At 67.1% G+C, this 23,695-nt stretch carries 22 protein-coding genes and 1 tRNA gene; 15 read left to right on the forward strand and 8 right to left on the reverse strand.

The window, feature by feature from the left end:
* Positions 1-5: 5 nt before the first annotated feature.
* Positions 6-1,049, reverse strand: a complete 1,044-nt coding sequence (ftsY, locus tag OTERR_RS02005; RefSeq protein WP_054621922.1) for a signal recognition particle-docking protein FtsY — start codon at positions 1,047-1,049, stop codon at positions 6-8.
* Positions 1,050-1,281: 232 nt separating this feature from the next.
* Between ftsY and OTERR_RS02010 the strand changes: the two genes are divergently transcribed.
* The 5 genes from OTERR_RS02010 to OTERR_RS02030 are packed head-to-tail and all read left to right on the forward strand — an operon-like array spanning position 1,282 to position 5,500.
* Positions 1,282-2,688, forward strand: coding sequence for a M16 family metallopeptidase (locus OTERR_RS02010; protein WP_149424701.1), 1,407 nt, complete (start codon positions 1,282-1,284; stop codon positions 2,686-2,688).
* Positions 2,689-2,727: 39 nt separating this feature from the next.
* A complete protein-coding gene (locus OTERR_RS02015; RefSeq protein WP_149424702.1) occupies positions 2,728-4,107 on the forward strand; it encodes a M16 family metallopeptidase in 1,380 nt (459 codons plus the stop codon).
* The gene (rsmD, locus tag OTERR_RS02020) at positions 4,107-4,673 is read left to right on the forward strand and encodes a 16S rRNA (guanine(966)-N(2))-methyltransferase RsmD (protein ID WP_054621924.1); all 567 of its coding nucleotides are present in this window, start codon (positions 4,107-4,109) and stop codon (positions 4,671-4,673) included. Before OTERR_RS02015 ends, rsmD begins: the two co-directional genes overlap by 1 nt.
* A gap of 44 nt (positions 4,674-4,717) precedes the next feature.
* Entirely contained in the window at positions 4,718-5,230 is a 513-nt protein-coding gene (coaD, locus tag OTERR_RS02025; protein WP_425466021.1) for a pantetheine-phosphate adenylyltransferase, read from the forward strand.
* A gap of 12 nt (positions 5,231-5,242) precedes the next feature.
* Entirely contained in the window at positions 5,243-5,500 is a 258-nt protein-coding gene (locus OTERR_RS02030) for a YfhL family 4Fe-4S dicluster ferredoxin (RefSeq protein WP_054621925.1), read from the forward strand.
* Positions 5,501-5,747: 247 nt separating this feature from the next.
* On the opposite strand, the gene OTERR_RS02035 is transcribed toward OTERR_RS02030, so the two are convergent.
* On the reverse strand, positions 5,748-7,724 hold the full coding sequence (locus OTERR_RS02035) for a dynamin family protein (protein WP_149424703.1): 1,977 nt from the start codon (positions 7,722-7,724) through the stop codon (positions 5,748-5,750).
* A gap of 99 nt (positions 7,725-7,823) precedes the next feature.
* On the reverse strand, positions 7,824-8,666 hold the full coding sequence (mutM, locus tag OTERR_RS02040; RefSeq protein WP_149424704.1) for a bifunctional DNA-formamidopyrimidine glycosylase/DNA-(apurinic or apyrimidinic site) lyase: 843 nt from the start codon (positions 8,664-8,666) through the stop codon (positions 7,824-7,826).
* A 231-nt stretch (positions 8,667-8,897) separates the two neighbouring features.
* Between mutM and OTERR_RS02045 the strand changes: the two genes are divergently transcribed.
* From OTERR_RS02045 to OTERR_RS02090, 10 genes are all read left to right on the forward strand, one after another.
* Positions 8,898-10,760: a tetratricopeptide repeat protein gene (locus OTERR_RS02045; protein WP_082397175.1), complete on the forward strand. Its 1,863-nt coding sequence runs from the start codon at positions 8,898-8,900 to the stop codon at positions 10,758-10,760.
* A gap of 8 nt (positions 10,761-10,768) precedes the next feature.
* Positions 10,769-11,458 carry an outer membrane lipoprotein LolB gene (locus OTERR_RS02050; protein WP_187775282.1) on the forward strand — a complete coding sequence of 230 codons (690 nt, stop codon included), beginning with the start codon at positions 10,769-10,771 and terminating at the stop codon, positions 11,456-11,458.
* Positions 11,455-12,348 carry a 4-(cytidine 5'-diphospho)-2-C-methyl-D-erythritol kinase gene (gene ispE, locus OTERR_RS02055; RefSeq protein WP_149424706.1) on the forward strand — a complete coding sequence of 298 codons (894 nt, stop codon included), beginning with the start codon at positions 11,455-11,457 and terminating at the stop codon, positions 12,346-12,348. The genes OTERR_RS02050 and ispE overlap by 4 nt, the downstream gene beginning before the upstream one ends.
* Positions 12,349-12,509: 161 nt before the next feature.
* A tRNA-Gln gene (locus OTERR_RS02060) sits at positions 12,510-12,586 on the forward strand.
* 59 nt (positions 12,587-12,645) lie between these two features.
* Positions 12,646-13,602 carry a ribose-phosphate pyrophosphokinase gene (locus tag OTERR_RS02065; protein WP_054621930.1) on the forward strand — a complete coding sequence of 319 codons (957 nt, stop codon included), beginning with the start codon at positions 12,646-12,648 and terminating at the stop codon, positions 13,600-13,602.
* A gap of 79 nt (positions 13,603-13,681) precedes the next feature.
* Positions 13,682-14,290 (forward strand): 50S ribosomal protein L25/general stress protein Ctc, encoded by a 609-nt coding sequence (locus OTERR_RS02070; protein WP_054621931.1) that lies wholly within the window; start codon positions 13,682-13,684, stop codon positions 14,288-14,290.
* Positions 14,291-14,371: 81 nt separating this feature from the next.
* Complete coding sequence (pth, locus tag OTERR_RS02075) at positions 14,372-14,950, forward strand: aminoacyl-tRNA hydrolase (protein ID WP_054621932.1); 579 nt, start codon at positions 14,372-14,374, stop codon at positions 14,948-14,950.
* On the forward strand, positions 14,950-15,453 hold the full coding sequence (locus tag OTERR_RS02080; protein ID WP_149424707.1) for a type III secretion system chaperone family protein: 504 nt from the start codon (positions 14,950-14,952) through the stop codon (positions 15,451-15,453). The genes pth and OTERR_RS02080 overlap by 1 nt, the downstream gene beginning before the upstream one ends.
* Before the next feature lie 84 nt (positions 15,454-15,537).
* Entirely contained in the window at positions 15,538-16,629 is a 1,092-nt protein-coding gene (gene ychF / locus OTERR_RS02085; protein WP_054621934.1) for a redox-regulated ATPase YchF, read from the forward strand.
* Positions 16,630-16,842: 213 nt separating this feature from the next.
* Complete coding sequence (locus OTERR_RS02090) at positions 16,843-18,459, forward strand: Na/Pi symporter (protein WP_187775283.1); 1,617 nt, start codon at positions 16,843-16,845, stop codon at positions 18,457-18,459.
* A 25-nt stretch (positions 18,460-18,484) separates the two neighbouring features.
* On the opposite strand, the gene OTERR_RS02095 is transcribed toward OTERR_RS02090, so the two are convergent.
* The 5 genes from OTERR_RS02095 to gloA form a co-directional block, all read right to left on the reverse strand.
* Positions 18,485-18,829 carry an STAS domain-containing protein gene (locus OTERR_RS02095; RefSeq protein WP_082397191.1) on the reverse strand — a complete coding sequence of 115 codons (345 nt, stop codon included), beginning with the start codon at positions 18,827-18,829 and terminating at the stop codon, positions 18,485-18,487.
* Positions 18,830-18,906: 77 nt separating this feature from the next.
* The gene (locus OTERR_RS02100) at positions 18,907-19,350 is read right to left on the reverse strand and encodes an ATP-binding protein (RefSeq protein WP_054621945.1); all 444 of its coding nucleotides are present in this window, start codon (positions 19,348-19,350) and stop codon (positions 18,907-18,909) included.
* A 12-nt stretch (positions 19,351-19,362) separates the two neighbouring features.
* Positions 19,363-21,630, reverse strand: a complete 2,268-nt coding sequence (locus OTERR_RS02105; RefSeq protein ID WP_149424709.1) for a SpoIIE family protein phosphatase — start codon at positions 21,628-21,630, stop codon at positions 19,363-19,365.
* A gap of 394 nt (positions 21,631-22,024) precedes the next feature.
* A complete protein-coding gene (locus OTERR_RS02110) occupies positions 22,025-22,882 on the reverse strand; it encodes a methionyl-tRNA formyltransferase (protein ID WP_149424710.1) in 858 nt (285 codons plus the stop codon).
* A gap of 413 nt (positions 22,883-23,295) precedes the next feature.
* A complete protein-coding gene (gene gloA, locus OTERR_RS02115; protein ID WP_149424711.1) occupies positions 23,296-23,679 on the reverse strand; it encodes a lactoylglutathione lyase in 384 nt (127 codons plus the stop codon).
* Positions 23,680-23,695 lie beyond the last annotated feature (16 nt).

The raw sequence follows: 23,695 nt of genomic DNA on the forward strand, positions 1-23,695 counted from the left end.
GGGGGTCAGGCCAGGTTGTCCTGGCCAAACAGGGCGTCGGTGAAGTCCCGGGCCGAGAAGGGGCGCAGGTCGTCGATGGCCTCGCCGACGCCGATGAAGCGCACCGGCTTCGGGCACTGGCGCGAGATGGCCGCCAGCACGCCGCCCTTGGCGGTCCCGTCGAGCTTGGTCACCACCAGGCCGGTGACGCCGATGGCCTTGTCGAAGGCCTTCACCTGGGCGATGGCGTTCTGGCCGATGTTGGCGTCGAGCACCAGCAGCACTTCGTGGGGGCCGCTGGCGTCGGCCTTCTGGATGACGCGGCGCACCTTGGCGATCTCTTCCATCAGGTGCAGCTGGGTGGGCAGGCGGCCGGCGGTGTCGGCCAGCACCACGTCGATGCCCCGGGCGCGGGCGGCGGCGATGGCGTCGAACACCACGGCGGCCGGGTCGCCCGATTCCTGGGCGATGACGGTGACGTTGTTGCGCTCGCCCCAGGTCATCAGCTGTTCCCGGGCGGCGGCGCGGAAGGTGTCGCCGGCGGCCAGCAGCACGCTCTTGCCCTGGCTTTGGAAGTACTTTGCCAGTTTGCCGATGGAGGTGGTCTTACCGGCGCCGTTGACCCCGGCGATCATGATGATGAAGGGCTGGTGGCTGGCCACGTCGAGGGGCACTTCCAGGGGGGCGAGCAGCTCGTAGAGGGTGTCGGACAGGGCCTGCTGGATCGCCTCCGGGGTGTCGAGCTTGTCGCTCTTGGCCTTCTTCTTCAGGGCGTCGAGAAGGTGCTGGGTGGCTTCCACGCCGACGTCGGCGGTGAGCAGCAGGGTTTCCAGTTCCTCGAGCAGCTCGTCGTCTACCTTGCCCCGGGCGAACAAAGACTTGAGGCCGCCGGACAACTGGCTGCGGGTGCGGGTCAGGCCGGCGAACAGACGCTCGCGCCAGGAGCGCTTGGCTTCCGGGGCGGCCGGGATGGGGGCAGAGGCTGGGGCGGCGGCGGGGGGCGCGTCAGTACCGCTCGGGGGGGCGGGCGGGGTGGCCTCGGCCGGCGATTTCTTGAACAAACCAAACATGCGGGAATCCAGTCGTAGCGGGGCATGGCGCCGGGATCGGCGCGGTAGGCGGGCTGCCGGTACTGGCCGTGCGGCGAGGGGCGGAGGTAACATGCAGCCCCACTCACTGGCACCCAATCCCGAGCCCGGGAAGGCTGGATTTTATCCCACCCCGGGCCCGTCCCGTTTTAATTGCCGTTGCCAACCGATTTCCCGCGATATCCATCCTTCCCGCCACCCGTTGAGGATCCCCATGAAACGAATGTTGCGCGGTCTGCTTTGCCTTGCCCTGTCGCTGAATGCCGCCCTGGCCGTGGCGGCCGGCGCTCCCGTGTTCGAAACCCGTCTCGACAACGGCCTCAAGGTGCTGGTCATGGAAGACCGGCGCGCCCCCACCGCCGTGCAGATGGTGTGGTACCGGGTGGGTAGCGTCGATGAGGTCAACGGCACCACCGGCCTGGCCCACGCCCTGGAGCACATGATGTTCAAGGGCACTCCCAAGGTCGGCGTCGGTGGGTTCTCGAAGCGGGTGGCCGCCGCCGGTGGGCGTGAGAATGCCTTTACCAACCGGGACTACACCGCCTACTTCCAGCAGATTCCCAAGGAGCGGCTCCACGAAATGATGGTCCTGGAGGCCGACCGGATGCGCCACCTGAGCCTGGCCCCGGCCGAGTTCGCCAAGGAGATCCAGGTCGTCATGGAAGAGCGCCGCCTGCGCACCGAGGATCAGCCCGGCTCCCTGCTCTATGAGGGATTGAATGCCGCCGCCTTCCAGGCCAGCCCCTACCGGGTGCCGGTGATCGGCTGGATGGACGACCTGAAGCACATGACCGTAGCCGACCTGCGCGCCTTCTACGACCGCTGGTACGTACCCAACAACGCCACCCTGGTGGTGGTGGGGGACGTGGACCACCAGCAGGTGTTCCGCTGGGCCAAGGAAACCTATGGTCCCCTCAAGGCCCGCCCGCTGCCGGTGCGCAAGCCCCAGGACGAGCCGGTTCAGACCGGCATCCGCCGGGTGACGGTGAAGGCTCCGGCCGAGCTGCCCTCGGTGATGCTGGCCTGGAAAGCGCCCAAGGTCACCGGCATGGACGCCAAGGCCCAGGCCCAGGATGGCGATACCTATGCCCTGGATGTGCTGGCGGCCCTGCTCGACGGTTACGACGGCGCGCGCCTGACCACCCGGCTGGTCAAGGAGGCCCGCATCGCCCAGGACGTGGGCGTGGGCTACGACAACGTGGGCCGCGGCCCGGCCCTGTTCATGGTTCAGGCCACCCCAGCCCCGGGCAAGACCCCGGCCGAGGTCGAAGCCGCGGTGCGCGCCGAGATCGCCCGCATCGCCACGGAGGGTGTCAAGGACGAGGAGCTGGTGCGGGCCCGGGCCCAGATGCTGGCCAGCCAGATCTACAAGCGCGACTCGATGTTCGCCCAGGCCATGGAGATGGGCGAGCTGGAAACCGTCGGCCTCGGCTGGCAGGCCAGCGACCGCATGATCGAGCGCCTCAAGGCGGTGACCGCCGCGGACGTGGTGCGGGTGGCCAAGACCTACTTCGGCGACGACACCCTCACCGTCGGTGTGCTCGACCCCCAGCCCCTCAAGGACCGCCCGGCGGCCAAGGCCCGAGGTGATGCCGTGCCCGCCGCCGGCCTGCGCCACTAACCGCTGCCTTCGTTGCCCGCCCTGCTTACGGAGAAGATCATGAGCCTTTCCCTTGCCGCCCTGCGGCGCATCGCCTCCCTCGCCCCCTTGCTGCTGGGCCTGACGGCGGCTTTCCTGCCTCTGGCCGTCGAGGCCGGTCCGCGCATCGATACCTGGACTGCGCCGTCCGGTGCCCGGGTGCTGTTCGTCGAATCCCATGTCCTGCCGGTGGTGGATGTGCAGGTCGATTTCGCTGCCGGCTCGGCCTATGCCCCGGCAGGCAAGGCCGGCGTCGCCGGGCTGACCCGGGGGCTGCTCGCCCAGGGGGCGGGGGAGCTTTCCGAGCAGGCCATCGCCGATCGCCTCGCCGACCTGGGCGCCCAGCTGGGTGGTGGCGTGGATACCGACCGGGCCAGCCTGTCTCTGCGTACCCTGTCCGACGCTCCGACCCGGGACGGCGCCCTGGAGGTGCTGCGCACCGTGCTCGCCGCACCGAGCTTTCCCCCGGCGGTGGTGGCCCGGGAGCGGGACCGGGCGGTGGCCGGCCTGAAGGAGGCCCTGACCCGGCCCGAGACCCTGGCCAGCCGCGCCTTCTGGCAGGGGCTCTACGGCGACCATCCCTACGGCCGCCAGCCCACCCCGGAATCCATCGCCGCCCTGACCCGGGACGACCTGGTCGACTACTGGAAAACCTTCTATTCGGCCAAGCGCGCCACCGTCACCCTGGTGGGGGACCTGACCCGGAGCCAGGCCGAAGCCGTGGCCCAGCAACTGACTGCCGGCCTGCCCGCCGACAGCGGCGCCCCCCTGGCCCTGCCCGCCGTCACGCCGCCGGCCGCCGGTACGGTGTCCATCGCCCACCCGGCCGCCCAGTCCCACCTGTTCATCGGCACCCCCACCTTCAAGCGCGGCGATGCGGACTTCTTCCCCCTGGTGGTGGGCAATTACGTGCTCGGGGGCGGCGGTTTCGTCTCCCGGCTGATGAAGGAAGTGCGCGAGAAGCGCGGCTACGCCTACAGCGTCTATTCCTACTTCCTGCCGCTCAAGGAGGAGGGGCCCTTCCAGATCGGCCTGCAGACCAAGCGGGAGCAAGCCGACGACGCCCTCAAGGTCGTGCGCGAGACCCTGGCCGAATTCGTCGCCAAGGGCCCCAGCGCCGCCGAACTCAAAGCCGCCAAGGACAACCTGGTGGGCGGCTTCCCGCTGCGCCTCGACAGCAACCGCAAGCTGCTCGACCAGGTCGCCACCATCGGCTTCTACGGTCTGCCCCTGGACTGGCTCGACCGCTACACCGAGCGGGTCCAGGCGGTAACCGTGACCCAGATCAAGGATGCCTTCGCCCGCCACGTGCAAGCTGCACGGCTGGTGACGGTGGAAGTGGCAACCGACGGGGCAACCGAAGCAGCCGGCGGCAAGGCTGCGGCGGCACCGGCCAAGTAATGGGGAGCCTGCGCATCATCGGCGGCGCTCATCGCCGTCGGGTATTGAAGTTTCCCGACGTGCCCGGGCTGCGGCCGACACCGGATCGGGTACGCGAAACCCTGTTCAACTGGCTCGGCCAGGACCTGACCGGGCAGACCTGCCTCGATCTGTTCGCCGGCAGCGGCGCCCTGGGGCTGGAAGCGGCCTCCCGGGGGGCGGCGCGGGTGGTGATGGTGGAGCGTTCGCCCCAGGTGGCGGCAGCCCTCAAGGCCAATGCCCGGTTGCTCGGTTTGACCTGTGTGGAGGTGGTGGTCGCGGATGCGCTACAATTCGCGGCCTCCGCCGGGGTGCCCCCGGGCGGGTTCGACGTGGTTTTCCTCGATCCGCCCTACCGACAGGGGTTCCTGGCGCGGTTGGAGACGCACCTGCCGCGCCTTTTGCAGCCGGAGGGAGCGCTCTACGCCGAGGCAGAAGCGCCCTTGGCCGGGCTGGCGGGCTGGACCACGGTCCGCAATGGCCAGGCCGGGCAGGTTTTCTACCACTTGATGCGGCAGGTTGAACACGACGGCGCTTCCGCTGCCTAAGCGGTGGACGTTCCCGTCGGTTTCCGGCCCCTCCTGGAGCTTTGATGGAATTGAGCAAGCGCGTCGCCATCTACCCCGGTACTTTCGATCCGTTCACCAAGGGCCACGAGGACTTGGTGCGGCGGGCCGCCCGGCTCTTCGACCACGTCATCGTGGCGGTGGCCGACAGTCGTTCGAAGCGGCCTTTCTTCCCCATGGCCGAGCGGGTCGAGATCGCCACCCAGGTGGTATCCGCCTACCCGAACGTCGAGGTCAAGGGCTTCTCGTGCCTGCTCATGGAGTTCCTCCATCAGCAAGGCGCCAAGGTCATCCTGCGGGGACTGCGGGCCGTCTCGGATTTCGAGTACGAATTCCAGATGGCCGGCATGAACCGCAACCTCTACCCGGACGTGGAAACCGTGTTTCTCACCCCGGGCGAGCAGTACATGTTCATTTCCGCGACCATGGTCCGGGAAATCGCCCTGCTGGGCGGTGATGTTTCGAAGTTCGTGCAGCCGGCGGTCGCCGAGCGGTTGGCTGCCAAAGTGTCCGAAATTCGGCAAGCAACGAGTGCGTAAGGAAGAGCAGCCATGGCTTTGTGGATTACCGACGAATGCATCAACTGTGACGTTTGCGAGCCGGAGTGCCCGAACGAAGCAATTTCCCAGGGCGCCGAGATCTATGAGATCAATCCGTCCAAGTGCACCGAGTGCGTCGGTCACTACGACACGCCCCAGTGCATGGAAGTGTGTCCGGTGGATTGCATCGGCAAGAGCCCGGAGCATCCGGAAACCAACGATCAGCTGTGGGCCAAGTACGAGCAGCTGACTGGCAACAAGCGCGCCTGATCGCGCCCGGCTGCCCTGCGGGGTGGCCGCCGGCGTGTCTGCGGATGCGCCAAAAACACAGGGCTCCCGGCCGGCAACGGCGGGAGCCCTGTGTTTTTGGGTCGTGCGATTGACCGTGCCGCGCTGAAACCAAGGAAGGGCGCGGTGTTTCAGCGGGGCACCGCGAAACCCCGCGCCAGTCCTAGAGTTTCACGGTGCCTGCCCGGAGCGCCTTTATTGGTGCGGGTTTCCGGTGGGTGGGTGTGGTTCAGGCGGCGCGGGCGCGGGCCACTTCGACCGGTGGGGCGGCGTCGAGCCGCGCATCCAGGCTGGCCTTGAGCTGGGCCAGGGCGTGCAGCTGGGTCTTGAGCTCGCCATCCACGTGGGTCAGTTCGGCGATGCGGTCTTCCAGGGTCTCGGTGGCCTGGTGGATGCGCTTGATGCTTTCCAGGCGCCGCTTGAGCGTGATCTGGTGCTCGCGCACCTGGGTTTCCATGGGCGCCATGACCGCCTTCAACCACAACTCCGCATCCCGATTGGCGTGCTCGAAGGCGCGCCGCACCTGGGTCGCCACTTCCTCGAAGAACTTAGCGATGACGTTGCGCTTCTCGTGGGTGAGCAACTGGCGGGGGGTGTTGAGGTTGTCGTTGCACCAACGCTCCAGGCGCAGGATTTCCTTCTCGTAGCGCTGCAGCGAGAACACCGTGGGCGAGCCGAGCTTGAGGCCGTGCTCGACGCTGAACTGCTTGTACACCGAGCCCATCATCGCGGCGATTTCGCTGACTTCGCCGGAGGACTTGCCCAGGTTGCCACGCACCACGACGAAGAAGCGGGTCATGGCCTCGGACAGGTGCCGGGAGAAGCTGGCTTCCACCATGCTTTCCCGGGTGGCCTGGGTGAGGGTCTTGAGGGCTTCCATGCCCAGGTGGCCGAACAGGTTGTTGGTCAGGGTGGAGAACACGCTGCGCACCGCGTAGTAGCGCTGCAGGCCGGTTTCGAACTCTTCCTTCTCGGCCTGGATCTTGCCCATCATGTACTCGACCACGCCCCGGTTCTTGCCGCGCAGTTCGGTCAGTTCGGTGAGCTGCTCGGTGAGGCCGCTCTGGCGGGCGTCGAGCAGGCGCTGGATGCGCTGGTGCAGTTCGTTCAGTTCGCCGGCGGCGCCGTCGCGGACGATTTCGCGCTTGGCCGGGATCAGCTCGCCGGCCAGGGCCCGCTCCAGGTCGGCCAGCTGGCTGCGTGCGAGGAGCGCCGCGTCGCCGTTGATCTTGGCTACCAGGCCCTTTTGCGCCGAGACCGGGAACACCTGGCCGTCGGGCACACCGAGGATGGCGGCGCAGCTGTGCTGCTGCCGGGCAATCTCGCCGGCCACCTCGGCGTCGCTCTTCAGCTCGTCCCAAAGGCCGTCGATCTTGTTCAGCACCACCAGGCGGCCGCGGCCCGGGGCGCGGGGGCTGCCGGCGGCGCCCTGGCCGATGATGTGCTCCTGCCAGATTTCCAGGTCGGACTGGGTCACGCCGGTGTCGGCGGAGAGGATGAACAGCACCGCGTGGGCATTGGGCAGCAGCGACAGGGTCAGTTCCGGCTCGGCGCCGATGGCGTTGAGCCCCGGGGTGTCGAGGATCACCAGGCCCTGCTGCAGCAAGGGGTGGGGGAAATTGATCAGGGCGTGGCGCCAGCGCGGGATTTCGACCAGGCCGTCGTCGCCGATCCGGTAGGCGCCGTGGCTCTCCTCGCCAAGGGGGAAGCCCAGGGCGGCGGCTTTTTCCGGTGTCACCCGGATCACCTCGGAAACCTGCTTGAGTGCGGCCTGCATGGCCTCGGCGGAGGTGGTGTCGAGGGGCACCCGGTGCCACTCGTCCGGGTAGCGCTTGAGTTCGGCGATGCCGGTGTTGCCTTCCCGGGTGGCGATCGGCAGGAGTTCGATGGCCGGCGCCTTGGCCGGGTCGAACAGCAGCTCGGTCGGGCACATGGTGGTGCGGCCGGCCGAGGAGGGCAGCATGCGGTTGCCGTAGTCGGCGAAGAAGATGGCGTTGATCAGCTCCGACTTGCCCCGGGAGAATTCGGCGACGAAGGCGACGTTGAGCCGGTCTTCCTTGAGGCGTTCGAGCAGGTGCTCGAGCTTCAGCTCGGTCTGGCCGTCGTTCAGCTCGTTGTCGGCAAGCCAGTTGCGGAAGCGCTCGATGCCTTCCCGCAGGCCGGCGCGCCATTGTCCGTAGGCGGCGAAATCCTGGGCGATCGTCATGAAAAGATTCCCCGTGAAATGAGGCGGGCACGTCGTTGAGAGTATGGGGGGCAATGTATCACAGCGGCCCGCCTTTCCCGCGTAGGCGGACCAGCGGCGTCAGCGGGCCTGGCAGTGAGGGCAATAGAAGGTGGAGCGGCCGCCCTGGCGGATCTGCCGGATCGGCGTGGCGCAGACCCGGCAGGGGGCGCCGGCCCGGCCGTAAACGGCGCAGCTGAGTTGATAGCCCCCCATGCCGCCGTCGCTGTGCACGTAATCCCGCACCGAGCTGCCGCCCAGGGCGATGGACTCGGCCAGTACGGCGCGGACCGCGGTGGCGAGCTTGGCGCAGCGGGCCGCCGACAGCCGGCCGGCCGGTGCGGTGGGGGAGATGCCGGCGCGGAACAGGGCTTCGGCCGCGTAAATGTTGCCGACCCCGACCACCAGGTGCGCATCCATCAGGGCCTGCTTGATCGCCACGGTCTTGCCGGCCAGGGCGCGGTGCAGCCAGGGGCCGGTGAAGGTTTCGTCCAGGGGCTCGATGCCGAGCACCGCCAGGCGCGGGTCCCGTTCCGGATGGGGGCCAGCATGCCAGACCATCAGGCCGAAGCGGCGCGGGTCCCGGTAGCGCAGCACGGTGTGGGGAAAACGCAGGTCCACGTGGTCGTGGGGCGCCGCCGGGGTGTCGGCCGCCACCAGGCGCAGGCTGCCGGACATGCCGAGGTGGACGATCAGCCAGCCTTCCTGGTCGCCGGCGATGCCGGCGCGAGGTGTCCATTCGAACAGCAGGTACTTGCCGCGGCGGTGGATGGCGCTCAGCAGGCGGCCTTCGAGCAGGGCGTTGAGGTCGGGCAGGGGCAGGCGCAGCCGGGGCGCCCGGGTTATCGCCCCCAGGCAGGGCATGCCCGGCAGGTGGGGGAGCAGGCCGCGGCGGCTGACTTCGACTTCGGGGAGTTCGGGCATGACAGGAGGAACGGGGTCAGGATAGGGAAGGGGGGCGGGCTGGCGGCGGGGCGGCGTTGTCGGCCCCGGGAAAAGGCCCTACCATCGGGCCCTGCCGCCGGAATAATTGAAAACCGCTACAAAGCAGCCACAAACTATTGCCCGCCAACGGGTTCTAATCAAGCTCTCTCATTTTCCTTCGTCGGCGCCCCGGGAGCCATGGCCCCGCCGGTCGCCGGATTGGATTCTTCTATGCCCTCCGCTCCGTCGAGCCCGCCCCATTCCCGGCCCTTCGCCCCGCCCCGCCCTCCTTTCGCCCTGGCTGCCTGGGCCACCCTGGCGGGGGCCCTCTGCCTGTCGCTGTCGGCACCGCTCTGGGCGGTCGAGCCGGGGGCGGCGGCGCCGAGCGTCGCCCCCAGTGCCCAGGCCAAGCCGCGGGCCGGCAAGGCCGAGCGCAGCGAGGTGCGGGCTGCTCGTCCGGCCGGCGCCGCCAATGCCACTGGCACTCCCGGCGCCGCCAGCGCTGGCGAGGTGTCCGAGGGCCAGGGCGTATATCAATTACTGATCGGCGAATTTGCCGTGCGGCGCGGCCAGGCGGATCTGGCCACCTCGGCCCTGGCCGATCTGGCGGTGCGTACCGGCGACCCCAAGATCCTGGCGCGCACCGTGGAAGTGGCCGGCTACGCCCGGCGCTTCGACGTGGCCCTGGAGGCCGCCCAGCGCTGGGTCGCCCTCCAGCCCGATGCCCTGGAGGCCCGCCAGGCCCTGGTCAGCCTGCTGGTGGTGACCAACCGGTTTGACGAATTGCCGCCCCAGCTGGCCTACCTGCTGGAGCGGGAGAAGGCCCAGCTGCCGGCCAATCTGCTCAGTCTCAACCGCCTCTTTCCCCGCGGCGCGGACCGCCAGGCGGCACTGCGCGTGATCGCCGAGGTTGTGGCGCCTTACAGCACCCTGGCCGAGTCCCACTTCGCCCTGGCCCAGGCGGCGATCAATGCCGGCGACCTGCCCCGCGGCCGGGTCGAGATCGGCCGCGCCCTGGCGATCCGACCCGACTGGGAGAACGCTGCCCTGGTGCGCGCCCAGCTGCTGGCCCGGGAGGATGTCCGGGCATCGCTCGATTCCCAGGCCGAGTTCCTCGACAAGTACCCCAAGGCCAAGGACGTGCGTCTCCATTACGCCCGTCAGCTGGTGTTGGAGCGGCGCTTCGAGGATGCCCAGGTGCAGTTCCGTCAGTTGCTCAAGGACGAGCCCGACCGGGCCGACGTGGTGTACGCCGCCGCCCTCCTGGCCGTGCAGCAGCGTGATTACGCCTTTGCCGAAACCCAATTGAAGCGGTTGCTCGACCTCGGTCCGGCGGACCCGGGTCTGGTCCGCTATCAGCTTGGCCAGTTGGCGGAGGAACAGAAAAAGCCCGAGGCGGCGGTGGGCTGGTATCGCCAGGTGGGTGAGGGGGAGCAGTTCGTGCCGGCCAAGAGCCGGGCGGCCCAGTTGCTCGTGCGCCAGGGCGATGTGGATGGGGCCCTGGCCTTGCTCAAGGCGGCCCGGGTGCAACAACCCAAGGACGAGTTGCCCCTGCTCGCTGCCGAGGCCCAGGTGCTGCGCGACGCCAATCGTGGCGAGGAAGGACTGACCCTGCTCGACCAGGCCCTGGCCCGGGCACCGAACAATCCCGATCTGCTCTACGACTCCGCCCTGCTCGCCGAGCGCATGGGCAAGGTCGAACTGTCCGAGACCCGGCTGAAAAAGCTGATCGCCATCCAGCCGGACCACGCCCATGCCTACAACGCCCTCGGCTATTCCTACGCCGAGCGCAACGTGCGCTTGGGGGAGGCCCGGCGCCTGATCGAAAAGGCGGTGGAGTTGGCCCCGGAAGACCCGTTCATCATCGATAGCCTGGGCTGGGTGCTGTTCCGCCAGGGCGACCTGCCCGGGGCCTTGGTCCAGTTGCAGAAGGCCTATGCCCTGCGTGCCGACCCGGAGATCGCCGCCCACCTCGGCGAAGTGCTGTGGGGGCTGGGACGCCAGGACGAGGCCCGGGGCGTGTGGAAGGAGGCGGCCAGCCGCTTCCCCGACAACGACGCGCTTTCCGCCGTGCAGCGGCGCTTGCAGCCGTGAGGGCGGGGGTGACGCGGGCGAAGCCGTCGCCGTCCCTGCCACGCCGCCGGCTGTTGCAGGCGGCTCTGGGCGCTCCCTTGTTGCTGGCCCTGGCGGCCTGTAGCAGCAAGGCGCCCAAACCCGATCAGACGATTGCCCGGCCGCTGCCGGAGCGGGACGAGCTGACGGCCTTCCTGGTCTCCGGCCGCTTTGCCGTGCGCCATGGCGAGCACAGCGCCGCCGGCGGTTTTTCCTGGCGCCGGGCGCCGGAATGGCGCGGTACGGCGGCGAACGGTGGCCAGTCGAACGTTGCCCAGGATCGGGACCAGGTCTTCTTCTACTCCCCCCTGGGGCAGACCGTGGCCGAATTGGTGATCACCCCGGAAGGGGCGACCCTGGTGGCCGACGGCCGTTCCGAATCGGCGAGCAGCGCCGACACTCTGGTGCAGCGCGCCCTGGGCCTGGAGCTGCCCCTGGCCGGTGGTGCCGACTGGTTGCTCGCCCGGGGCGGCGAGGTGCTGAACCGGGATATCGCCGGCCGGCCGCAGCGCATCGAGGACCGGGGCTGGCGTCTCGACTACGCCTACCCCAACGACCGCCCGGGCGCCTTGCCGGAACGGGTCGTGGCGGTGCGCCTGATGGACGACGTGGAAGTGCGTCTCAAGCTCGACGAATGGGAGGCCCTGGGGCTCGAGGCCTTGACGGGGCGTAAACCGTGACCGGACGCGCCACGGCCCCCGCGCCGGTCTGGGGCTGGGAGAGTGCCTACCCGGCCCCGGCCAAGCTCAACCTGTTCCTGCACTTGGTCGGGCGGCGCGCCGACGGCTATCACCTGCTGCAAACCGTCTTCCGCTTCATCGACCGGGCCGACGTGCTGCGTTTCGCCCCCCGGACCGATGGCCAGGTGGTGTTGGCAACGCCCCTGCCCGACGTACCGGCGGACACGGATCTGACCGTACGGGCCGCCCGCCTGCTGCAGGTCGAGAGCGGCACGGGCCGGGGCGTGACGATCACCCTGGAGAAACGGCTGCCCCTGGGCGGCGGCATCGGCGGCGGCAGTTCCGATGCCGCGACGGTGCTGCTGGCGCTCAATCACTTATGGGGGCTGGGCCTGTCGCGCCAACGCCTGCAGGCGTTGGGGCTGACCCTGGGGGCCGATGTGCCGGTGTTTGTTTATGGCCGGCCGGCGTTCGCCGGCGGCGTAGGGGAAGAGCTCACCCCAGTGGCCGTGCCCGACGAAACCTATCTGGTGGTGGAGTCCCCGGTGGCGGTGCCGACACCGCTGATCTTCTCTGCGCCCGAACTGGTGCGCGACACCCCGGCCATCGACCCGGCCGGCTGGCGTCCCGGCCAGGGGCATAACGATCTGGAGGCGGTGGCTTGCGCGCGCTTCCCGCAGGTGGCCGAGCGCCTGGCCTGGCTCACCGGAGCTGCCCGTGACCACGGCGGCGGGGTGGCCCGGATGACCGGTTCCGGGGCCTGCGTGTTCGCCGGGTTTTCCCGGCGCGATGCCGCAGAGCAAGCATTGGCGCGGCTTCCCGCTGGATGGGTCGGCTGGGTGGCGGCCGGTTTGCAGGACCATCCGCTGCGCGGCCTGCTGGCCGATTGAGGGCGGGGCGGCGGTTTTTTTCGCGGGTTTTTGCAAAAAGTTGGCACAACGGAAAAAATTTCTGTATTATCCGCGCCTCGCCACTGACGCATTGAGCACACAGCCCGATGCGGTCCAGGCACCGAATTCCAGGCTTCTTCGGAAGTCGTGAAAAAGGTCACTGGGGAGTCGCCAAGTTGGTTAAGGCACCGGATTTTGATTCCGGCATGCGAGGGTTCGAGTCCTTCCTCCCCAGCCAAAATTTTGCAAAACACGGGCAGGCTAATCCCTGCCCGTATTGCTTTCCGGGGTCGCCTCATGGCCTACAACAGCCTGATGGTCTTTACCGGCAACGCCAATCCCAAACTGGCGTCCGCCGTCGCGCAAAAGCTCAATATCCAACTCGGCCGGGCCAAGGTGGGCCGCTTTTCCGACGGTGAGGTGAGCGTCGAGCTTGAAGAGCATGTCCGCGGTCGCGACGTGTTCGTGCTGCAACCGACCTGCGCCCCGTCCAACGACAATCTGATGGAACTGCTGGTGATGGTGGACGCGCTCAAGCGCGCTTCCGCCGGCCGCATCACCGCCGCGATCCCCTACTTCGGCTACGCCCGCCAGGATCGCCGCTCCCGCTCCTCCCGGGTGCCCATCGCCGCCAAGCTGGTGGCCAACATGCTCACCGCCGCGGGTGTGGACCGGGTGCTGACCATGGACCTGCATGCCGAGCAGATCCAGGGCTTCTTCGATATCCCCGTCGATAACATCTACGCCCAGCCGATCCTGCTGGACGACATCCAGACCCGTCGCAAGGACTGGGGTGAGGACCTGATGGTCGTTTCCCCCGACCACGGCGGCGTGGTGCGCGCCCGGGCCCTGGCCAAGTGCCTGGAGAGCGACCTGGCGATCATCGACAAGCGCCGTCCCAAGGCCAACGTCTCCGAGGTGATGAACATCATCGGCGACGTGCAGGGCCGCTCCTGCATCATCATGGACGACATCGTCGATACCGCCGGCACCCTGTGCAAGGCCGCCCAGGCCCTCAAGAACCACGGTGCCAAGGCGGTGCGGGCCTACTGTACCCATGCCGTGCTGTCCGGCGCAGCGATCGAGCGGATCAGCGATTCCGAACTCGACGAACTGGTGGTTACCGACACCATTCCCCTGCGCGACGAGGCGGCCGCCTGTTCGCGCATCCGCCAGCTTTCCGCGGCGGACCTGATGGCCGAGACCATCCGCCGCATCAGCTGCGAAGATTCGGTGTCCGAGCTGTTCGACTAAGTTTTTTCAGCCCCCGGTCATTGCCGGGGGTTGTTCCGTCAGCCGCCTGGTCGCGGGCGGCTTAATTTTTGGAGTCATCATGAAAATCGAAATCAACGCCAAAAAGCGTGACGTGCAGGGTTCGAGTGCGAGCCGCCGCCTGCGCCGCGCCTCCCAGGTCCCGGGCATCGTGTACGGTGGCGAAGCCGCTCCCGCATCCATCGTCTTCGACCACAACGAGCTGTACCAGGCCATGCGCAAGGAAGCCTTCCACTCGTCCGTGCTGACCCTGGCCGTCGACGGTGCCAAGGAACTGGTGCTGCTGCGCGACTACCAGATGCACGCTTACAAGCCCCAGATCCTGCACGTGGACTTCCAGCGCGTTGACGCCAAGCAGAAGCTGCACACCAAGGTGCCGTTCCACTTCGTGAACGCCGATCTGGCCCCGGGCGTGAAGCTGTCCGGCGGCATCGTCTCCCACGTCATGAACGAAGTCGAAGTCGAGTGCCTGCCCGCCGACCTGCCCGAGTTCATCGAAGTGGATCTGAAGGACCTGAACGCCGGTCACTCCATCCACGTTTCCGACCTGAAGCTGCCCAAGGGCGTGAAGCCTGTGCTGCACACCGAAAGCAGCCCGGTTGTCGCCACCATCCTCGCCATCCGTGGCGGGGCTGCTGACGAAGCCGCTGCCGAAGCGCCGGCCGCCTAAGCCTGCGCTGGCCGCTGAAGCCGCAGGGAGGGGCGCTGCCTTTCCCTGCGGCTTTTTCCTTTTTATCCGCCCCATTTCGCCATGACCCCTCCGCGCCTCATCGTTGGCCTGGGTAATCCCGGTCCTGACTACGAAGACACCCGCCACAACGCCGGCTTCTGGTTTATCGACCGGCTCGCCGCCGACCTCAAGGTGAGCCTGGCGCCCCAGGCCAAATTCTTCGGCGAGGCAGGGCGGGCCGGTGATGTCTGGCTGCTCAAGCCGGCAACCTTCATGAACCGTTCCGGCCAGGCGGTGGCCGCCCTGGCCCGCTTCTACAAGATCACGCCGGAAGAGGTGCTGGTGGTGCACGACGAACTGGACCTGCTGCCCGGCGCCATCCGCGTCAAGCAAGGCGGCGGCAACGGCGGCCACAATGGCCTGAAGGACATTCAGGCCCAACTCGGCACCCCCAATTTCTGGCGCCTGCGCCTGGGTATCGGCCATCCCCGCTCCCTGGAATTGAAGCAGGAAGTGGTGGATTTTGTGCTGCACCGGCCTCGGGCCGACGAGCAGCGCGCCATCGACGAAGCCATCGACCGCTGCCGCATTGCCTGGCCCAAGTTGGCCGCCGGGGATTACGCGGCCGCTCAACAACAGCTGCATGGGAAGCCCGCCTGATGAGTACCAAGCTACCGCCCTTGATGGGCCGCCTGCTGGCCCTGTTGCCCAGCCGGGGGCTGCGCCTCGAACCCCAGGACGACACGCTGCTGGCTGGCGGCCTGGAGCGGGAGGGGGCCCGTTTCGGCCTGATGCTCGGCACCCGCGAGGATGAGCGTCTGCTCATCGCCCTGGTACATTTTCTCGTCGATATTCCCGATGCCTTGCTGTCCGATTGCGCGCTGCTACTGGCCGGGCTCAACCGGGGCTTGGCCCGGGGGCGCTTCGAGCTGGATCTGGCCGAAGGCCAGGTGCATTACTTCTGGTCTGCCGATTTCGCCGAAACCGAACTGAGCGCCACCCGCCTCGACCGCTTTCTCCTGCCGGTGCTGGAGCAAGGCTTTCGTGCCTGCCCCTTGATCGAAGCCTTCGCCACCGGCCGGTTATCGCTCGACGAGGCCTTTGCACGCATTGCCGACGTGCGGGTGGAACTGGACCAGGTTCCCGGGGTGAGCCTCGGCTGAAAGCCGGTCCGGCCCACCCCCGGTGATACAATCCGGGCGCCCCGCTTGGGTGCCCCTTAAATGTCGCAACGCTAGGAAAACGAGATGAGCCTCAAGTGCGGTATCGTCGGCCTGCCCAACGTGGGCAAGTCCACCCTCTTCAATGCCCTGACCAAGGCCGGCATCGCCGCCGAGAATTACCCCTTCTGCACCATCGAGCCCAACGTGGGCATCGTCGAGGTGCCGGACCCGCGTCTCGATGCCCTGTCCAAGATCGTCAAGCCCCAGCGCATCCAGCCGGCCATCGTCGAGTTCGTGGACATCGCCGGTCTGGTGGCGGGTGCCTCCAAGGGCGAAGGCCTGGGCAACCAGTTCCTGGCCAACATCCGCGAAACCGACGCCATCGTGAACGTGGTGCGCTGTTTCGACGATCCCAATGTGGTGCACGTCTCCGGCCGGGTGGACCCGATCGCCGACATCGAGACCATCGTCACCGAACTGGCCCTGGCCGACCTGGCCGCCGTCGAGCGCACCATCAACCGGGACGGCAAGAAAGCCAAAGCCGGCGACAAGGATGCGCAGAAGCTGGTGGCCGTGCTGGAAAAGCTGCTGCCCCACCTCAACGAAGGCCAGCCGGCCCGCACCGCCGGCCTGTCCGACGACGACAAGGCTCTTCTCAAGCCCCTCTGTCTGCTCACCATCAAGCCGGCCATGTATGTGGGCAACGTGCTTGAAGACGGTTTCGAGAACAACCCCTACCTGGATCGCCTGAAGGAATTTGCCGCCAAGGAGAGCGCTCCGGTGGTGGCCGTGTGCGCCAAGATCGAAGCCGAACTGGCTGATCTTGAAGATGAGGACAAGGCCGCCTTCCTGGCCGATCTGGGCCTGGAAGAGCCGGGCCTGAACCGTCTGATCCGCGCCGGTTATGACCTGCTCGGCCTGCAGACCTACTTCACCGCGGGGGTCAAGGAAGTGCGTGCCTGGACCATCCACAAGGGCGACACTGCGCCCCAGGCCGCCGGCGTGATCCACACCGACTTCGAGAAGGGCTTCATCCGCGCCCAGACCATCTCCTTCGCCGACTTCATCGCCCACGGCGGCGAACAGGGCGCCAAGGAGGCTGGCAAGATGCGCGCCGAAGGCAAGGACTACGTGGTTCAGGACGGCGATGTGCTGAACTTCCTGTTCAACGTCTAAGCGCTGCAGCATCCGCCACGATCGAGCCCCACCATGGTGGGGCTCTTTTTTTGTCGGGGCTCCTGCGGGTTGCTCGTGCTCACCCCGTTGGAGGTTGGTCTTGGCGTGCAGATCTATGCCCTCGGGTTAGCTTTTTGTCATTAATTGGCAATGGCCCCGCCGTTACAATCGCGGGTTTCGATTGCCGTCGTGCGCGGCGTGCGCCGTGGGACTATGGAAATCCTTGCAAGTATCTTTGCCGGTCTGGGCCTGTTCTTCATTGGCATCCGCCTGATCGGCAACCATCTCAAGCAATTGGCCGGGCGCCGGATGCGCGCCCTGATTGCCCGGGCGGTGTCGGGGCGGGGCGCCGTCACCCTGTTCGGTCTTGTCGCCGGTGCGATCATGCAGAGCGTCAATGCCGTGACCTATGTGCTGGTCGCCCTGGTGACGGCCGGAGCGATCGAGAATCGGCGCGCTTTTCCGGTCATCAGCTGGGCCAACATCGGCACGTCGATGCTGGTGATCGTGGCGGCCCTCAACCTGCACCTGCTGGCGCTGTTCCTGGTCGGTGCCATCGGCATCGCCTTCTATCTCAACCTCGACCAGTCGGCGCGCTATCGCCATGCGGTCGGGGCGCTGCTGGGGGTAGGGCTGCTGTTCCTCGGCATCGACCTGATCAAGTCCGGTTCGTCGATCCTCAAACAAGTGGACTGGCTCAAGGACGGCATGCTGTATGCCGCCCACTACCCCGTGCTGAGCTTTGCCATCGGCACCGGAGTCGCCCTGGTGGCGCAATCGTCGTCCACCATCACCATCGTAGCCATGGCCATGGCAACCGCCGGATTGCTCTCCTTCGAGGCCGGGGCCATGGTCGTCATCGGCGCCGGCTGCGGTTCGGCGCTTTCGGCGTGGGCCTTGGCCGGGCGCCTGCAGGGGAGCGCACGGCAGCTGGTGCTGTACCAGATCGTCCTCAAGGGCTTGGGCGTCGCGTCGTTGCTGCTATTGTTCGTTATCGACCAGTTCGAGGGGCAGACCCTGGTTGTGCCGCTGCTGGCGCACTTGAAGCTCTCCCCGGCGGCCCAACTGGCGGCCGTCTATGTCGTGCTGCAACTGGCCTCGGATCTGGCCATGCGGGTGCTGAACCGGCCGGTACTGGCCCTGATCGAGCGGTGTGCGCCGCCCTCGATGGCAGAGGTTCTGGGGCGCCCGCACTACCTGCAGGATGGCGCTCTGGCCGAGTCGGAAAGCGCCCTGCTGCTGGTGGACAAGGAGCAGCAACGGCTGCTGGCCAGTCTGGCGCTCTACCTCGATCCCCTTCGCGCAGAGGGACAGAAAGAGACCTTGCTGCTCGATGCGCGTTACGACGCCGAGCGCAACGTGATGCGCGAGTGCGATCAGTTTCTGACCGAGGTTGCCGACCGCAACCACAGCCGGGAAGTGCTGGAGCAGACCATCGTCTTCCGCGACCGCAACGCCTTGATCGCCTCGCTGCAGGACAGCCTGTTCGAACTGGCCAGCCTGGCGGGCAGCTCCAGCCATGCCCGTGAGGTGCGGGGGTTGATCGACAACCTGGTCGAAAGTCTGCACATGATGCTGGAAGTGCTGGCCGAAGCCGCGGCTTCGCCCGAGGCGGAAGACCTGCACCTGCTGCGTGCCCTGACCCATGACCGCTCGGAGTTGATGGACGGCATCCGCAAACGTTTGCAGGGTGGCGAGGCGGACATCGCGCCCGATGTGCAGCAGGCGGCGTTTGCCGCCACCACCCTGTTCGAGCGCTGCGTCTGGCTGTTGCGCCGCTACGTGCTGCTGCTCGACACCCGGACCGGCGCGGCAGCCGGCCAGGCCTGATGTACCTGGCGGGTGGCGCGGGTTGTCAGGCCTGGAGTTGCGCCAGGGCCAGATCCTGGTTTTCGGCGATATTCAGGATTTTCAGGAAGCCGCTGATCTCGAAGACTTCGCGCACGTGGGGCTGCAGGTTGCACAGGACGAGTTGCCCCTGGCTTTGCTTGGAGCGCTTGGCCGCCATCAGGACCACCCGCAGCCCGGCGCTGGAGATGTAGTCCAGGCCCGAGAAGTCCATGAGCACCCGGCGGGCGGGGTGGAGGAAAAGGTCATGCAGGGTCTTTTCGAAACCGGGGGCGGTGGCGCTGTCGAGGCGGCCGGCGAGGGTGACCGTCTGGGCGATGTCGCCGGCGAGGATGTCGGATTGAAAACTCACGGGTGCTCCTTGCAAAGTAGGGGGCCAAGTAGGCGCGGCGCGCCGGACGAGACGCCCGGGGCGGAAACCGGCAGCGCTTACTGGCGCAGGGTCTTGAGCAGGACGATCAGGTTGCCGCTGCCGTCGTAGTAGGCGCGTACATCGTCCATCATCGTCTTGACCAGATGGACCCCGAGCCCGCCGATCGGACGCGCATCGACGTCGGCCTCGAGTTCGGGGGCGGGGGCTTCGGAGAAGGGGTCGAAGGGCGGCGCATCGTCCTTCAAAAGGATTTCCAGCCACTCGTCGGAGATGCTCAGGCGCACATGGATGCGGCGGTCCTGGGCACCCTGCAGCCCGTGCTGGATGGTGTTGGTCGCCAATTCCTCAAGGCACAGGTTGGCGGCAAAGGCCAGGTCGGGACGCTCTGGGAGCGAACGCTCCACGGCACTGGAAAGGTGGGCAATTTCGTCGAGCTGGCTGGGCAGGTCGTACTCCAGCAGCAGCCTCTTGTTCTTCAGAATGAACGGTGCGCTATCCATGGGGTGGTGTCCCTATTTGCGGCAGAGAATCAGGCTCGTCAGGTCGTCGGAGGCTTCGGCGCCGGCCACGAAGGTTTCGACATCGCGGACCAGGCTGGCAATGATTGTGGCAGCGGCTGTGTCGGGGGCGATACGAGCCAGCCAGGCGTGCAGGCGCGCATCGCCATAGGCCTCGCCGCTGGCGGCAAAGGCTTCGGTGACGCCGTCGGTGTAGAGCAGGAGAGCGTCGCCGCGTTGCAGGGTGACCTGCTGGTCGCTGTAGGCCATGTCCGACATGACGCCCAGCGCCACGTCCATGGGGCTGGGCAGCGCCTCGACAGTGCCCGCGGCCTGGCGCCGCAACGGGGAGGCGTGGCCGGCATTGGCATAGGTGAACAGGCCCGTGACGGGGTCGTAGATGGCATAGCAGGCGGTAACGAACAGCTCCATCGGGTTGCGTTCGCAGAGCAGGTCGTTGGCGTGGGCGAGCACCCAGGATGGAGCGTTACCGGTGACGGCCAGATCGAGCAGGACGGTGTGGGACACCGCCATGAAGAAGGCCGCCCCCACACCCTTGCCCGAGACGTCGGCGATCAGCAGCCCGTAGCGGCCATCCGGCAGGGGGAAACAGTCGTAGAAGTCCCCACCCAGCTCCCGGGCGGGGTACATCGCCGCATGTACCGCCCAGTGCGTTTCGTCGGGGAAGCGTTGCGGCAGGATGGCCCGTTGCATGTTGCGCGCCAGCATCAATTCTTCCTGGACCCGCTCTCCCGCGATGCGCAAGGCCTCGTTCTTCTCGGCCAACTCGCTGGTGCGGGCGGCCACCTGCTCTTCCAGTTCGCGCTGCCGCGATGCGTTCTGCTCGCGGATCACTTCCAGCAGTTGTTCGAACTTGCTCGCCACCGTATTGAAGTTGCGGGCGACAAAGACGAGCTCGTCGCGGGTGTCGAGGCGGATACGGGTATCGAGCCGACCACTGCAGAATGCCTCCGTGCCATCGGCGAGGTGGCGCAGCGAGCCGAGGGTCGACAAGTAGATGCCGGCGAACAGGTAAGCTATGGCGCCGATGGTGCCAACCAGGAGGACGGCAATCAGCAATTGGGAACGTTGCAGGGCGCTGATGCGTGCGCGCAGCGCGTCGTCGGCGTGCTGGATCGTGGCGAACAGCAGGGAGCGGGTGCGGTGCACGTTGCTGTTGGCGAGGGCGCGCAATTCGGCCAGAGCCGTGGGGCTGTCGAGGGTCTGCTCGGCGCTGCTCTGCTGCTCGGCGATGTGCTCCAGCAGCTCCGCCAGTTCCTGTTGCAACGGTGTGGCTTGAGGGTGAACGCGGGTCAGCTGGGTAATGCCGGCCTGAAGGCTGGGGGCCGACTCCGAGAGCACGACCTGGGCGCCCAGCGCGTAGGAGGCCATCTTGCCGTTGGGCCGGGCCCGGGCCTTGGTGCCATAGAGTGTCCGGTAAGAGGTCCCTTGCTGCCCGGCGATGCGTTCCAGCAGGTCGTCGAGGTTTTGCTGCAGGTCGGCGATCTCGGGATGCCCGGCAGCGAGCTTGGCCAGGCCGGCCTGCAGGGCGGCGGCCGAATCGGACAGGGCCTGGGAGCCGAGCGCCGACGAGGCCATCTCCCGTGAGTTGAGGGTCAGGGCGTCCCGTTGCCGTGCCAGGGTTTCCGCCACCTGGGGGAGCCGGGTGGTCAGCATGTCGAAGGTCGCGCCGAGTTCGCCGTCCTGGGGCAGCCGGTAGGCCCGGGAGCTGTCCCGGATCAGTTCGAGCAGGGCGGTGAGGGTGCTGTTGAGGGCTGTGAATCGCCGTGCCTGGTTGGCGTCATCCTTGCCGTTGCCCCGGGCCTGGCGCCAGTCGCTCTGCAGGCGTGCCACCACCGTGCTGCTTTCCTTGGTGGGGAGCTGCGCCCAGTGGTCCTGAAGTGCCACGAACAGGGCATCGACGGTGGCCTGGTTGGCCTGCCCCGCGACCGTTGCGCTGCGTTGTTCGACCAGGGCGAACAGGGTGTCGATCTGCCGGGCGTATTCCTTCAAGCCCTGGCGCTCCGTCTGGGCCTGAAGAATCTCCGTATGCACCTGGCGGAGCAGGGGGACGCTCAGGGCGGTGAGGGCGGACAGCACCACGGCGCCCACCAGCATGTACTTGCGTGAAAAGCTGAGGCGTCCGGACAACCAGATGGTTGGGGCAAGGAAGCGTTGCAAGCGTGATTTTCTGGTGCGGCGGCCGGACTCGCCGGCCGTGCCGGGAAGGGCGACGGATGGCGGTGATGCGGCGTTGGCGGGGGATGAGGTCGATTCGGTCACGTGAAGCTGCTACGGCGGGAGGCGCCAGATTCGGCTGGGCTTCCCGCGCTTTGTTTCCACCGCAAGGACGGAGGCGGCGGGATGTTGTGCAGTGGGAGCCCTTTTTAGGCAGGGCCTGGGGGCTGGTTTGATTCTTTTGGAATAATGCCATTTGTTTATTTCGGCAAGGTTACGGTTTGATGTCGGCGCGCGGGGCGAAGGGGGAGGTATGTGCACCCGGGCGTGGTGTCTGTGCGCCGTGCGCAGCCATGAAGCGCCTGCTTCCTTATGGTTGCGCTGCGTTTTGCATGGCGTACCCCTTTGTCGCCGCACCAGTAAAAAGCCCCGCATTGCGGGGCTGTTTAAGTCGTTCGGGCGGTTTCCCGCCGTGCAGCGGTCGAGCGTGGCGCCGCCATCAGCGGTGCAGGGTGCCGGTAGGAGTGTCCGGAGGCTGCAGACTCCATTCGACGATGCCGACGAAGCCATCCTGGACGGCGATCAACATCTGCATGGCGTTGACGTGGACCAGGGCTCCGGGGCGGAAACTGTGGCTTTCCTCCCAGCCGACCGCCTTGTGGACGTACACGGTGACCTCGTTGACCACGGCCAGGCATTCGATCTGGCCGAAGGCCCGGACCCGGCGCAGGATGGCCGCGACCGGTTGGGTCAGGTCCAGGGTTCGGTCTGCTGTGGTCCATAGTTTGAAATAGGTCCCTTCGCCCTGGGGGCGGGCATTCTGCCAATAATCGGTGAAATTGCCCGCGACATCGGCGGCCAGGGTTCTGGCCGCCATCTGAACCTTCAGGTCGAGGGACTCGTGGCTTTCGTCGGGAGCAAGGGGGAAATTTCGGCTGGCCAGGATTGGGCCGCTGTCGAACTCCGGGTCGAGCCGGTGGCAGGTGACGCCCCAGGTGTCGTAGCCGCCAAGAATGGCCGCAACGATCGGGTAGGCTCCCCGGGCCTGGGGCAGGGGCGAGGGGTGAAAGTTCACCGCGTAGCGCAGGTAAGGGCGCCAGTCGCCGATGCGCCAGCTGTAGCTGGCGACGATCAGTGCATCACAGCCCCGGTGGGCCAGGTCTGCCAGGTCTGCTTCACCGAGAGGCGAGATCTGGGCGTCGATGCCCTGCGCCCGGGCGTAGTTCAGCACTGCCTGGTTATGGTGCAGGCGATTGTCCACCGGCGTGGTGAACAGCTTGACCGGCTCCCAGCCCTGGGCGACGAAGGCTTCCCAAACCCCCAGGTAGCGGTCGCTTGCAGTGATGGCGAATTTCATCGGTGGGGCGTCATGGATTGCGTTGGCTACAACGTGGCGAGTGCCGGGGCGGGCAAGCAATGCTGTTGCGGACTCGGCGGCAGCTACTTTATCCGGGCAAGGTGGCGGGAATGTCTCCGAGCCGTAAGCAAATGTAAGGGCGCTGGCCTGGTGGGAAAGGAGCGCAGCCGCAGCGCTTTCCTGTCGCCGTTGCCGCAGTCGGGTCGGTCTGCAGATGTGTCGTGCTTGGGGACTACGCAGGCAAAGCCGCCGGCCGCCAATCGGTCGCCAAGGCGTCCAACACAAGGCCCGCACTGATACTGGCGTTTTCGTGGCTAGGAGCGGCGGCAAGAGGCAGTAGGGGACGGGAAGGGGGGTTAACGGCCAAGGGCGAGCCGGATGGCTCGCCCTTGGCTATGTCCCGCAGCGGAAACTTAATGCTTTTGGATCAGCTCGATCTTGTAGCCGTCCGGATCCTCGACGAAGGCGATCACCGTGGTGCCGTGCTTCATCGGACCGGCTTCGCGCACCACCTTGCCACCGCGGGCCTTGATCGCCGTGCAGGCGGCGTAGGCGTCGTCCACTTCCAGGGCGATGTGGCCGTAGCCGGTACCCAGGTCATAGGCGGTGGTATCCCAGTTGTGGGTCAGTTCGATCACGGCGCCTTCGCTCTCCGGGCCGTAGCCGACGAAGGCCAGGGTGAAGCGGCCTTCCGGGTAGTCGTGCTTGCGCAGCAGTTGCATGCCCAGCACCTCGGTGTAGAAGGCCAGGGATTGTTCGAGGTTGCCGACGCGGATCATGGTGTGCAGCAGGCGCATGGGAGTCTCCTGAGAT

The sequence above is a fragment of the Oryzomicrobium terrae genome (assembly GCF_008274805.1).
Classification (GTDB): Bacteria; Pseudomonadota; Gammaproteobacteria; order Burkholderiales; family Rhodocyclaceae; genus Oryzomicrobium; species Oryzomicrobium terrae.